Genomic DNA, 12,303 nt, shown 5'->3' on the forward strand with positions numbered 1-12,303 from the left:
AAACCCCGCTCGACTTGCATGTATTAGGCACGCCGCCAGCGTTCGTCCTGAGCCAGGATCAAACTCTCCAATAAAGTTATTGAAAAGAGCGATAAGCTCATTTTGAATCTGACGAGATATAAATCTCATGGTTTGCTGTTACTTACGCAACAGCGATACTCACTCGTTGTTCAGTTTTCAAAGATCAAACAGTCATCTGCATTTTCAGCAGCAACTCTTATAATATATCAGATCTCTTCAGACAAAGCAAGTCTTTCTTTTAAATCTTTACTGCTTTACTTGCTGTCTCTTCAGAAGAGAACTTTTATAATTTATCATAGGATAACATACTAATGCAACTGTTAATATAACCCATAAGGAAAGGCACCAAGAGAATCCCGGTGCCTTTAATACCGAAAATAGAGCTATCCTTGAATCCATGGGCTGTTGCGCTTGGAGCGCGACACCCGTTCCTTTGCTTTACCTTTACTGTTTTCACCTGATGTCTTGGAACGTGCAGCCTTACCAGATGAGGAATCACTTTGCGAAATCTTTACCTGTTTGTGTTTGGACGGGGCTTTGGCAGCTGCCCCCCTCGGAATCGTCTGCGGTTTTGGTTCCTCAGCTGCAATGGTAACCGATGGTGTAACTTCCTCATCCGGCTGGATGATAAAATTAGCATCTTGTGTTGAAAGCACAGCCTGCGTCTCGCGGCACCCGCAATCTCCAGCTTTGGGCGGATATATGCCGCCGTATGCACCGGATGGCTGCTGTGGTACACCAGGCTGGTTAAAATAAATCGGTTGAACCGGATATTCATAGCTGTGGCTTATGCCTGCTTGAGGCTGATAGCTATAAGGCATTGGCGCCTGGGCGCCGCCGCATCCACAATCGCCTCCCGCTCCTACAGGTCCATACATAGAAGGACTGGTCATGGGAGGCTGCATCATCAGTGGTGAAGCATAAGACTGCTGAGGCTGGTAAGGCATCGGGACTGGATATCCGTTAGGATAGCCGCCTCCCTCGTGATGATACTCTGCCATTAACGGAGCCTGCATATACGGCTGAATTTCCGGCATCCATGTCGGGCCTTTATGGCCGTGGCAGCCGCAGTCATCCATATAAGGGAGCGGTTGACTATAGATCGGCTGCATGTTTGCAGCTCCTACCTGCTCCGGCTGGATGCCCGGATAAATCCCCATTCCCATGTCCCCACACTCTTCCATCTTGTTTCCTACCTCGGAATACATATCAGGCATCATCGCATAAGGCATAGGAATAGGCGCTGGCATTTGCCCGCAGCCGCAGTCTTCTTTCGGCTTCTCATATCCGCAAGGCATTTCCTGCTGCGGCGGCATCATAATCGGCGCGGGAACCGGCTGAGGCAGCGGAGCTGGTGCGGGCGGTGTAATCATTACAATCGGCTGGGGCATCTCCTGCACAGGAGGAGGAGTCGGCTGGACCGGCATCTCGGGCATGACCGGAAGCTGCTGAACAGGAGGCAAAGGCATTTCCTCCTTCGGCTTGGTCAGTTCCTCTTTAGGTGCGGTCAGTTCTTCTTTCGGTTGGGTCAGCTCCTCTTTAACCCCTGTATAGGTTTTCCCCCCCGGCATCTTCGGATTGCTCGGAACAGTCATCTGTTCTCCCTTGACTTTGGGGATGTTGACCGTTTCACCAACCAACAGCGCATTCGGGTTCTTCAGCTGCGGATTAGCTTCAATCATGTTCTGCAGTGGAATTCCCCACGCTTTGGAGAGCTGCCATAGTGTATCCCCCTGCTTCACCTTGTGCTGATACACGACATCCTGGGCCGGTGATGCCGGAACCGCTTCTGACGGAATTTTAACCTTCATACCAATTTCAAGCTGGTTGGGATCCGTTATCTGCGGATTCGCCGCAGTGATTTTCTCCAGGGTCACTCCATACTTCTGAGCCAGCAGATAGAGAGTATCTCCCTTTTTGACGATATGGATCTTCACGTATCACTAACCTCCTAGACGTATCATTTGGGTCAACCTGCACCCGTCTTTCCGATACTACATCCTATGCAGGGACTGGGCGAATGACATCCTTATCTGTAAAAAAACACTCCGCTGACCGCCAAAGCCTTCGCGCACCCGACAAAAAAAGCCCTTTCTCCGAAGAGAAAGGACTTGATGCTAAAGCATAAGACTTATTCAGCTGGCCATACCTTGTAACCGTCTTGGTCCACGATCGCACGGAACTCCTGAAGCAGCTGCAGTGTGATTGGACCCGCCACGCCGGAACCAATCGTTCTGCCGTCCACTTCATAAGCAGCGATAACTTCAGCAGCCGTACCTGTGAAGAATACTTCATCGGCAACATACACATCATGCAGGGTAAATGGTTGTTCCTTCAGCGGAAGGCCGATTTTACCGCAGATGTCAATGATCGCATTACGGGTTACACCTTCAAGCGCCCCGAGATAGCAAGGCGGGGTATAGACCACACCATTTTTGATGATAAAAATGTTATCACTAGAGCCCTCAGTTACATATCCCTGGGAGTTCAGCATGATAGCTTCGCCTACACCGGCGTAGTTGGACTGGATTTTAACCAAAATATTATTCAGGTAATTCAAGGATTTGATCTTCGGATTCAGTGCATCCGGAATGTTGCGGCGCTGGGAGACCGACACCGTCTTCAGGCCAGTACGGTAGGCTTCCTCCGGATAAATTGCCAGCTGCTCCACGATAATCAATACAGTAGCTTTGGGACAGCGGTTCGGATCAAGACCCAGATTACCTGCACCGCGGGATACAACCAGACGGATATATCCGCTGCGCATCTCGTTACGACGGATTGTCTCCGCCATGGCTTCCAGCATCTCGTCATAGCTCAGCGGAATGTTAAGCTGGATGGATTTAGCTGAATCATAAAGACGATCCAGATGCTCTTTGCATTTGAAAATATTGCCGTTATAAATACGAATCCCTTCAAAAATGCCGTCACCGTACAGAAAACCATGGTCGTAAACGGAAACTTTTGCGTTCTCCTTGGTAACAAACTCACCGTCTAAATAAATCCATTGCTCTGCCATTGTACTACTGCACCTCCGTGGATAGTTCTTGATAAGTATAGTTGGGGTAGGAGCCAAGAATCCGCACCTGGCATTGCAGCGCTTCGATCTCAGCTATAGCTGCCGGAAGCAGTACCGAATGGATGGTCTCCAGAACCTCAATGTAAAAATAATAACTGCCCAGCTGCCTTTTGGTCGGGCGCGATTCGATGCGCGACAGATTCAGACGGCGCCAGGCAAAGGCCGACAGCACCTGGTGCAGTGCACCAGGAAAGTCTTCCGGCTGAGTCACAATTAGACTGGTGCGTACACCTTCAGGCTGACGTCTAAACTCTGCCGGCTCACGTCCAACCAGAACGAAGCGGGTAAAGTTATTGTCGTGATCCGTAACCTTGCTGGCCATAATATCCAGCTGATGCTTCTCGGCAGCCAGAGACGTACCGATCGCTGCCCAGCCTGAACCCGGATTATTCTTGACGATAGCCACAGCCTCGGCCGTACTATTCACACTTTCCAGCTCAGCCTGAGGCGCAAACTTTTGGATGAACTGCTGGCACTGCGGGATGGCAACCGGATGGGACATAATTTTGGTAATACGCGTGAAATCCACATTACCGTCACGGTCCTGAAATTCATTGCGGTGTCCGATCAAATTCTGAATGGAGGGGTATACCCACTCGGCCTGCATTGGGATATCCACTTCATGCACGAGCCAATCCATATGTAAGCTCACCGAGCCGTCAATGGTGTTCTCAATCGGAATGACGCTATAATCGGTTACTCCTTGCTCCGTTGAACGAAACACTTCAGAAATATGCTTGTAGTGTACAAGTTCATAGGGAACATCACCCGCCAGGTACAGAATCGCTTCGTGCGAGACGGTTCCTTCGGGTAATACAGCAATCTTTTTCATATTGTAACGTCCCCTTTTATCATATCCAAAAATGACAAGGATTGCATCTGGGAAATCAGCTGCACACCTTCCAGATCCGGCAGAAGCTGCAGAGCTGCAGCCTGGATTCCAGAACGCTCCATCGTCTCCAGCAGGTACCGGGTCAACTCTCCGCTCCGTCCTTCCCGGCGGTCAGCCAGTGCGAGTACAGTCGGTCCTGCGCCACTTAGTGCAGCACCCAGTGCTCCGTGTTCAGGAGCATGCTCGAGAATTTCAGCCATCCCGGGTACCAGGGATGCACGGTAAGGCTGGTGAAGGCGGTCCTTCATCGCCGTCCGGATCAGGTCCAGTCTTCCCTGCGCCAGCGCCGTCGCGAGCAGTGTGGAACGGCTGATGTTAAATATAGCATCCCCCATGGAAAGCGATGCCGGCAGCACTTCTCGCGCCTTGCTGGTAGACAATTGAAAATCAGGGATGACGACAATAACCTCCAGATTCTCGTCCGGTATAATTTTCAGACACTCTGCCCGGCTGCCGTCCCATACAGCTGTGATAATACCGCCATACAGAGAGGCCCCCACATTATCGGGGTGTTTCTCGATCGCTGTGGCCATATCGAACAGCTTGCTTTGCGGCAGGGGAAAACCGATAAGCGCATTCGCCGCAGCCAGTCCGCCGACAATCGCTGATGCACTGCTGCCAAGCCCACGGGTCAGCGGGATATCTGAATACATAGCAACTTCAATCTCCGGTACATGCACTCCCGCTTCCCGGAAGACAAGCTGGGCCACTTCGTAAATCAAGTTGGATTTATCCACGGGCACTCCGTTCATTTGGTCACCATGGAGGTGAAACGTAGTCTGATCTGAAGCCTTCATCTCCATCCAGGCATACAGGGACAGTGCCATTCCCATTGTGTCAAACCCGGGCCCAAGGTTAGCTGTACTGGCCGGGATCCTTACTCTAACGCCTTCTTCGCGAATCATGCAAAACTTCCTCTCCAGCTGTAAAGCAGCTTTCTGTATAGTACAGCGTCATCCAGCCGGGTGTTTAGCCGACTACACGATAGACACTTTTAATTTTGCGTATGACTTCCAGGGATTCAAAATGCTCAAGCACCTGCTGCACACTTGCCTTGCTGGCGGCGTGCGTGACGATGATAATCTCCGCGTCCGGATTATGCTCATTCGGCTGCTGCACCACAGAGGCAAGGCTGACATCAAATTCAGCAAACACCTGTGTGATTTTGGCCAATACGCCGGCCTTGTCGTCCACATGCAGCAGAATAAAATTTTTGCAGAAAACAAGTTCATCGCTCATCAGCCGCTTCGGCTTATAAGGCAGCATCGCTTTCGATCCGTTCACACCCAGCTTCATGTTCCGTACAACAGCTACGAGATCGGCCACAACCGAGGTCGCTGTCGGCATTTCACCGGCACCCGCACCGTAGAACATCGTCTCGCCAACCGCTTCGCCATGAACATATACTGCGTTGAACACACCATTAACAGCTGCTAACGGGTGATTCTGGCTGACCATTGTCGGCTGCACACTAACCGTGAATGCGTCATCCTGCATCTCGGCAATGCCCAGCAGCTTCATTTCATATCCCAGACGTTTGGCAAAAGCGATATCTTCGCTGGATATTCCGGTAATCCCCTCAACCGATACATCCTTCAGCTCCACATGGCTGCGGAAACCAAGCGTCCCCAATATAGCCATCTTCCGCGCAGCATCCAGGCCTTCCACATCGGAAGTCGGATCCGACTCGGCGTAACCGAGCTGCTGTGCTTCTTTGAGCACCGATTCGTACGAAGCACCTTCCTGACTCATTTTGGTCAGAATATAATTGGTTGTGCCGTTCACAATTCCCATAATCCGTGTGATCCGGTCCGATGAGAACCCTTCAATCAGAGTTCGGATGATCGGTATACCGCCTGCTACACTTGCCTCGTAAAATACGTCACATTGATGTTCCTGCGCCTTGGCAATAATCTCAGAGCCATATAGGGCCATAAGGTCCTTATTCGCGGTAACCACGTGCTTGCCGTGTTCCAGAGCCGCCAAAATATAAGCTTTGGTCTGATCGATCCCGCCCATAACTTCCACAATCACATCAATTTCCGGGTTCTTGATGACCTCCCAAGGGTCCTCCGTTAATTTTTCCGGACTAATTGGGATACTCCGAACCTTGTCGGTATTCTTAACTACAATCTTCTCTATTACAATCGGCGAGCCGACCTGACTGCTCAGGTCTGCCTGATTGCCTTCCACGATGCGGACTACACCTGTACCTACAGTACCCAGGCCCAGCAGTCCTACTTTTACCGGTCTCATTCCCATACCCCCGATATCTTCTCTCTTCCTAACCTTGGCCAATCAGCCGCACACGTCTTACACCTGCAAGAGCGCCCAGTCCTTCCAGCATATCACCCAGCCCGTCGTTTAATCGAGACATTTCCACCGAAATCACCACATTGGCTCTGCCCTGAAGAGGGATGCTCTGGTTGATAGTCAGCACGTTAGCTCCGAAATCCGCTACCACCCCCAGCACCTTGGAGAGCATACCTGATTCATGTTCCAGATCGATCGAAATATTCACAATCCGTTCCCGTTCCAGCTGGTTGATCAAGTGAATACCATCTTTATATTTATAAAAGGCACTGCGGCTTAATCCGATTTGCTCGACCGCTTCATGAACGGTTTTGACATCTCCGGCGGCAAGCAGCTGCTTGACCTGCATCGTCTTCACGACCGCCTCGGGCAAAATGTCTTCACGCACTAAATAATAGCGTTCCTTCAAAACGTCCTCTCCTCAAAGACTCTTGTTTTTATTTAGTGGACATTATATCGAAACAATGAGATTAGGGCAATAGGCAATGTCCGTTTTTTTCAGCCTAACCTTATCAGCAGGTTCTTATCTGCACTTCAAGCTGCCTGTTTGAATAAACCTGGAACAGATATCTACGGTATTTTTATTTGGTGTTTTGTTATGTAAAAAGCCGGTCCTCCTCTTGAAGTCAAGATAAGAACCGGCTGTTTTCTTAGTAGTAACTGCTGCCTTCCACAAATTCAAATTCAAAATCGCCTATACGTACAATGGTACCATCTTCGGCTCCACGCTGACGCAGGGCATCATCCACACCCATGTGGCGCAGTGTACGTGCAAGCTTGAGAATAGCATCATGAGAATTCAGCTGCATGCGTTTCATCATCCGTTCAATCTTCGCACTCTCCACCACATACACGTCATTATCGCGTACGATTCGGAAGCTGTCATCTTCCTTCTTGTCCAGCTTGTAGACTTTGCGCTCTTCGACTTCAGCTACTTCCTCTACAGCCGTCTCCTCTGGAATCTGCTCCAGGATATCTGCTGTACGGTACAAGAGCTCCTGCACCCCTTGGCGGGTCAGCGAGGAGATGGGCATAATTTCGATATCCGGACGAAGCTCACGCACCTGCTCGCTAAAACGTTCCAGATTCTCCTGCGCTTCCGGCATATCCATTTTGTTAGCTGCCACAATCTGCGGACGCTCTGACAGCTGCTCATTATACAGCTTTAGTTCGTCGTTGATCTTCTGCCAGTCTTCAAACGGATCCCTTCCCTCGGAACCTGCCATATCCACCACATGGACAATAACACGAGTACGCTCTACATGACGCAGGAATTCATGCCCCAGACCGACACCTTCATGGGCTCCTTCTATGAGTCCCGGAAGGTCAGCCATAACAAAGCTTCTTCCTTCACCTACATCCACAACACCCAGATTCGGCGTTATCGTTGTAAAATGATAGGCTCCGATCTTCGGCTTTGCCGCAGATACCACAGACAGCAGGGTCGATTTACCCACACTCGGGAAACCTACCAGACCTACGTCTGCCATGACCTTCAGTTCAAGGGTAATGTAGCGCTCCTGTCCTTCTTCCCCGTTCTCTGCCAATTCAGGTGCAGGGTTGTTCGGCGTAGCAAAGCGGATATTACCGCGGCCGCCGCGGCCGCCTCTGGCCACAACGACCTGCTGCCCATGACGGGTCAAATCTGCCAGCACTTCACCGGAATCGTCGTCCACAACAACCGTACCCGGAGGAATTCGAACCACCATATTCTCGGCATTCGCTCCATGACGGCTTTTGTTCTTGCCCTTCTCTCCGCGCTGTGCTTTGAAATGGCGCTGGTAGCGGAAGTCCATCAGCGTTCTCAGACCTTCATCGACACGGAAAATAACGTCGCCGCCCTTACCGCCGTCGCCCCCTGCCGGTCCGCCTTCCGGAACATATTTCTCGCGGCGGAAGGAGATGAGACCATCCCCGCCATCGCCGCCTTTAACATAAATTTTAGCTGTATCTACAAACATTTATTGACACCTTCCTTATATTCCGCACGGCATCCTAAATTGAAAAGATGCCTGTCCGGCGTTTGACTGCTCTGCTACGATATGCTTGTGCTCCAGTGCCTTAACAATCTGATGCAGCAGCTCGGGATCCTCCATCTCGGAGGCTTCAAAACGCACCACAGCGTCTCCCTGATCCAAAGTAAAATAAATGGTCAAGCTGCGCACTTCTCCCCAGGACGACCGGCCCCCACTGTATTGATATGCCCTTACTGTATCCATGACAGCCGTAGCAAGGGACTCGCCGTCTTCGGGAGACATGACAGCGCCCAGCTGCATTTGATCCTGCACTTCCACATGTAACTCCAGGTTGGCTCCATAACTGCGGAACGACTGCAGGAAAAATACCAGCGATGGAATACCCAGCTTAGCGATTTTACTCTCCTCAGCGACCCGTTCCTTTATTCTTTCCACACACTGCACGGTTTTATCATGCTTGCCCAGCCGGATATATCCGTACAGCACCTGCAAATCATTCATCCAATCGTGTCTATGATGGTTCAGCGTGGAAATGGCTGTTCCCTGCACCGTGCGCAGCAGCTGCTGTTTCTCCTGCTCTGCCGTCCGGCGCAACATCTGCACGGCCAGCATCACGGAGCCCACACACCAAATTACGGCTGCAACCAAAGTAACGATTGTAGGATATACAAAAATAAAAACCAAAGGAATCAAAATGGAGCATGCGGTAAGCAGCGGCACCTTGGTCCAACTTCTCATGGCTTCTCTCCGTTCTGCAATCTGTTAAATGGGTTCCATAACCATAAATCAGTATATCATAGAGATTACACCCGTGGGCACCACGATACAAAAAAGCCCCCGGCAGAAGTGCCGGAGGCTCCTTATTCGGCTAACGCCGTTATTAAGCTTCCACTGCAGCCGCTACTGGAGCGACTTCAATCGGGTAGACGCTCACTTTTTTGCGGTCGCGGCCCCAACGTTCGAATTTCACAACGCCGTCCACTTTAGCAAAAAGAGTGTCGTCAGAACCGATGCCCACGTTCGTGCCCGGATGAATTTTCGTTCCGCGCTGACGAACCAGGATGCTGCCGCCAGTCACTGCTTGACCGTCAGCACGTTTCACGCCCAGACGTTTAGCACGGCTATCACGTCCGTTCTTTGTGGAACCTACACCTTTTTTCGATGCGAACAATTGAAGATTCAATTTCAACATGTTAGTCTACCTCCTTCTTTAGTTATTGCCTTGCTCTACACGTATATACTTACCATATGACGCTGCGATACTCTCCAGCATGACCACCATGGACTCAAGCAGCAACTGTACCTGTGAAGACACGGAATCCGCCAGCGGTTCCGTCAGACGGGCGCTAAGAAAACCATTCTTCATCTTCGAATCAAGCTCCACCCCGGTAAGGGCTTCGATCGAGTTCACGGTTCCAACCGTAACAGCTGAAACACCGGCACAAACGATATCACGACCGGCTTTTGCAAAGTTTGCATGGCCTTCAATCGAGAAACCTTCAATACTGCCGTCATCCAGTCGGGCAATGTGCACGTTAATCACGGATGCACCTTCTTATGCTTGGATTTTCTCGATGGTTACTTTCGTGTACGGTTGACGATGGCCTTGCTTTTTGTGGTAGTTCTTTTTCGGCTTGTATTTGTATACAACAACCTTTTGACCTTTACCATGCTTCTCCACCTTAGCCGTTACGGAAGCTCCGGATACCACCGGCGTACCTGCCGTAAAACCTTTGTCGCTGGACACTGCCAGGACACGGTCGAACGTTACGCTCTCGCCGTCATTTGCGTTCAGCTTCTCGATGAACAATACGTCGCCCTCTTGAACTTTGTATTGTTTACCACCTGTTTCGATAATAGCGTACATTTGCTTGCACCTCCCTATGTCTCAGACTCGCCTGATTCAGGTGTCGTCCCTCTTATCCAGGATAAGAGCACGAGCTTCAACCCGATCGGAGCGGTTACAGCATGTGCAGCAATAATTACTAGACACATACTAATGGATTATAGCATGCTGCCTATCATAAATCAAGCTATTCTGTTAAAACAGTTAGACTAAATTGCAGAAAATTCTGTTATTGTTAGTCCTATTTATCATTTACCTGATGTGACAGCTTGCGAATCGCCGAATTTAGCGCCTGTGTCTCTTCAACAGTCATACCCGAGGCTTCAAATAAGGAACGGGGAATACACATCGCTTTGTCCCTCAGCTCCGCACCTTTATCGGTAATCTTAACCATAACAAAACGCTCATCCTCCGTTGTACGGCTGCGTTCGACCAAGCCGGCGGCTTCCATCCGTTTCAGCATAGGTGTCAGTGTGCCCGAATCAAGCTCCAGCCGCTGTCCCAGAACCTTGACTGTAGTCTGACCCTGCTCCCACAGCACCAGCAGCACCAGATACTGCGGATAAGTCAGTCCAATCTCATCGAGAAACGGACGGTACAGCCTAAGAATGGCCCTGGAGGACGCATATAAAGAAAAGCAAAGATGATCGTCCAAAGATAAAAAGGGTCCCGAGTTACTCATGTTCTGATCGCCATCCCAAACATTATATTGATTATTCCGCTCAAGACATCAGCTAATACACCCGACGCATTTGTGCAAAATTTAATTGATTCATCTAAGTCTATATCTCAATGCAGGTTTAATCAAGCAAGCAGTCGATCCTGCGCGAAATCATTGCAAGTATTTTATACTGCTGCACCAAAAAGCACAGGCTGAAGGCCTGTGCTTTTATGCTAGGACAATGTTTTTTCTTCTCTTACTTTTTTGCGAGTGAGCTCGAGCAGGCCAAGCCTGGTCCAGCCGACAACATAGGTCTGCGTGCGGTCTTTTTTGAGACATTCATCCAGGGCGTCCGTGACCCTGCGTCTGTTCTGTTCTTCTTCCATATCAATAAAATCAATAATAATGATGCCGCCGATATCTCTCAGCCTGATCAACCGGGCAATCTCAACCGCAGCCTGAACATTGGTCTCGGTGACCGTCTCCTCCAGCGTGCTCCCCCCGGTATATTTACCAGTGTTCACATCAATCACTGTCAGGGCTTCGGTATGATCAATCACCACATAACCTCCGCCCGCAAGCCATACCTTCCTGGCAAAATCACGCTCCAGCTGTCCCTTTACACCCATGGCACAGAAGATCGGCTCCGGCTTCGTATAGCTTGTGATCCGGGATTCGCGTCCCCCGTTAATCTGCTTCAGGTAGGCTGCCGCGTCACGGGCTTGTCCTTCATTATCAATCACCAGCTCATCTTCTCCTGGTGTAAACACATCGCGGATCAGCCGCTGTACCATACTCATATCCCGATGGAGCAGCAGCGGCGCAGACAGCTGATGTGATTTCTCCTGAATAAGCTTCCACTGCTCCCGGAGCTCTTCCAGATCGCCTGCGATAGCTTCCAGCGACTCCTTCTGCGAGACCGTGCGGATGATCAAACCTTCACCGCGGCGGCGCAGCTTCTCTCCCAGTGAACGCAGGCGAGCCCGTTCCTCTTCAGTTGCAATCTTCTTGGATACCGCAACATAATCCGCTTCGGGCATATATACAATCCAGCGTCCTGGCAGGGAATAGTGCGTTGTTACACGCGCTCCCTTACTGCCAACAGGCTCCTTAAGCACCTGCACTACAATCTCCTGCCCTACCCGAAGCAGCTCGGATATCGCGGGCTTGATCTTGGCATGCTTCTCCAGATTCGGATGCAGCACATCATCCACGTACAGAAAAGCGTTCCGCTTCTGGCCAATATCCACAAAAGCCGCCTGCATACCGGGAATGACATTCACGACTCTGCCTTTGAAGAAAGAACCCAGCAGGCCTTGTTCCCTTGTCTTTTCTGAAGCAAATTCCACCAGTTTCCCTTCGTCGAGCAGCGCCATTTCAGTTCTGTTCTCTTGACAATGTACTATCATTTGCTTCACGTCTTCACCTCTGCGTAAACCTGTCGCTCTTCTATCCAGGCCATCCTCGCCGATTGGCATCCCAACTTGAATCTTCATTCAATATTATACCAAAATG

At 50.4% G+C, this 12,303-nt stretch carries 13 protein-coding genes, 1 rRNA gene and 1 other annotated feature; all 14 genes read right to left on the reverse strand.

Annotated features, from left to right (window positions below; translation table 11 throughout):
• A 16S ribosomal RNA gene (locus Q5741_RS10650) occupies window positions 1-74 on the reverse strand; the annotation flags it as partial.
• A gap of 330 nt (window positions 75-404) precedes the next feature.
• Window positions 405-1,958: a LysM peptidoglycan-binding domain-containing protein gene (locus tag Q5741_RS10655; RefSeq protein ID WP_305024076.1), complete on the reverse strand. Its 1,554-nt coding sequence runs from the start codon at window positions 1,956-1,958 to the stop codon at window positions 405-407.
• Window positions 1,959-2,152: 194 nt separating this feature from the next.
• On the reverse strand, window positions 2,153-3,040 hold the full coding sequence (ilvE, locus tag Q5741_RS10660) for a branched-chain-amino-acid transaminase (protein WP_305024077.1): 888 nt from the start codon (window positions 3,038-3,040) through the stop codon (window positions 2,153-2,155).
• 4 nt (window positions 3,041-3,044) lie between these two features.
• On the reverse strand, window positions 3,045-3,932 hold the full coding sequence (gene pheA, locus Q5741_RS10665; RefSeq protein ID WP_305024078.1) for a prephenate dehydratase: 888 nt from the start codon (window positions 3,930-3,932) through the stop codon (window positions 3,045-3,047).
• Window positions 3,929-4,897: a homoserine kinase gene (thrB, locus tag Q5741_RS10670; protein WP_305024079.1), complete on the reverse strand. Its 969-nt coding sequence runs from the start codon at window positions 4,895-4,897 to the stop codon at window positions 3,929-3,931. Before thrB ends, pheA begins: the two co-directional genes overlap by 4 nt.
• A gap of 64 nt (window positions 4,898-4,961) precedes the next feature.
• Window positions 4,962-6,248: a homoserine dehydrogenase gene (locus tag Q5741_RS10675; RefSeq protein WP_305024080.1), complete on the reverse strand. Its 1,287-nt coding sequence runs from the start codon at window positions 6,246-6,248 to the stop codon at window positions 4,962-4,964.
• A gap of 28 nt (window positions 6,249-6,276) precedes the next feature.
• On the reverse strand, window positions 6,277-6,714 hold the full coding sequence (locus Q5741_RS10680; RefSeq protein ID WP_305024081.1) for an ACT domain-containing protein: 438 nt from the start codon (window positions 6,712-6,714) through the stop codon (window positions 6,277-6,279).
• 241 nt (window positions 6,715-6,955) lie between these two features.
• Window positions 6,956-8,266: a GTPase ObgE gene (gene obgE / locus Q5741_RS10685; protein ID WP_305024082.1), complete on the reverse strand. Its 1,311-nt coding sequence runs from the start codon at window positions 8,264-8,266 to the stop codon at window positions 6,956-6,958.
• Between the two features lie 15 nt (window positions 8,267-8,281).
• Window positions 8,282-9,019 carry a Spo0B domain-containing protein gene (locus tag Q5741_RS10690; protein WP_305024083.1) on the reverse strand — a complete coding sequence of 246 codons (738 nt, stop codon included), beginning with the start codon at window positions 9,017-9,019 and terminating at the stop codon, window positions 8,282-8,284.
• Between the two features lie 142 nt (window positions 9,020-9,161).
• Window positions 9,162-9,473 (reverse strand): 50S ribosomal protein L27, encoded by a 312-nt coding sequence (rpmA, locus tag Q5741_RS10695; RefSeq protein WP_305024084.1) that lies wholly within the window; start codon window positions 9,471-9,473, stop codon window positions 9,162-9,164.
• An 18-nt stretch (window positions 9,474-9,491) separates the two neighbouring features.
• The gene (locus tag Q5741_RS10700; protein ID WP_305024085.1) at window positions 9,492-9,824 is read right to left on the reverse strand and encodes a ribosomal-processing cysteine protease Prp; all 333 of its coding nucleotides are present in this window, start codon (window positions 9,822-9,824) and stop codon (window positions 9,492-9,494) included.
• A 12-nt stretch (window positions 9,825-9,836) separates the two neighbouring features.
• On the reverse strand, window positions 9,837-10,148 hold the full coding sequence (gene rplU / locus Q5741_RS10705; protein ID WP_305024086.1) for a 50S ribosomal protein L21: 312 nt from the start codon (window positions 10,146-10,148) through the stop codon (window positions 9,837-9,839).
• A gap of 13 nt (window positions 10,149-10,161) precedes the next feature.
• Window positions 10,162-10,254 (reverse strand) — a sequence feature (ribosomal protein L21 leader region).
• A gap of 114 nt (window positions 10,255-10,368) precedes the next feature.
• Window positions 10,369-10,809: a MarR family winged helix-turn-helix transcriptional regulator gene (locus tag Q5741_RS10710; RefSeq protein WP_305024087.1), complete on the reverse strand. Its 441-nt coding sequence runs from the start codon at window positions 10,807-10,809 to the stop codon at window positions 10,369-10,371.
• A gap of 212 nt (window positions 10,810-11,021) precedes the next feature.
• Entirely contained in the window at window positions 11,022-12,206 is a 1,185-nt protein-coding gene (locus Q5741_RS10715; protein WP_305024308.1) for an Rne/Rng family ribonuclease, read from the reverse strand.
• Between the last annotated feature and the right edge of the window lie 97 nt (window positions 12,207-12,303).

The sequence above is a fragment of the Paenibacillus lacisoli genome (assembly GCF_030580655.1).
GTDB classification, from domain to species: domain Bacteria; phylum Bacillota; class Bacilli; order Paenibacillales; family Paenibacillaceae; genus Paenibacillus; species Paenibacillus lacisoli.

Bases quoted from the DNA above. Each gene is read 5' to 3' on its own strand.
- thrB (WP_305024079.1), bottom strand. From the start codon at position 4,897: ATGATTCGCGAAGAAGGCGTTAGAGTAAGGATCCCGGCCAGTACAGCT.
- obgE (WP_305024082.1), bottom strand. From the start codon at position 8,266: ATGTTTGTAGATACAGCTAAAATTTATGTTAAAGGCGGCGATGGCGGG.
- pheA (WP_305024078.1), bottom strand. From the start codon at position 3,932: ATGAAAAAGATTGCTGTATTACCCGAAGGAACCGTCTCGCACGAAGCG.
- rpmA (WP_305024084.1), bottom strand. From the start codon at position 9,473: ATGTTGAAATTGAATCTTCAATTGTTCGCATCGAAAAAAGGTGTAGGT.
- Q5741_RS10690 (WP_305024083.1), bottom strand. From the start codon at position 9,019: ATGAGAAGTTGGACCAAGGTGCCGCTGCTTACCGCATGCTCCATTTTG.
- rplU (WP_305024086.1), bottom strand. From the start codon at position 10,148: ATGTACGCTATTATCGAAACAGGTGGTAAACAATACAAAGTTCAAGAG.
- ilvE (WP_305024077.1), bottom strand. From the start codon at position 3,040: ATGGCAGAGCAATGGATTTATTTAGACGGTGAGTTTGTTACCAAGGAG.
- Q5741_RS10675 (WP_305024080.1), bottom strand. From the start codon at position 6,248: ATGAGACCGGTAAAAGTAGGACTGCTGGGCCTGGGTACTGTAGGTACA.
- Q5741_RS10710 (WP_305024087.1), bottom strand. From the start codon at position 10,809: ATGAGTAACTCGGGACCCTTTTTATCTTTGGACGATCATCTTTGCTTT.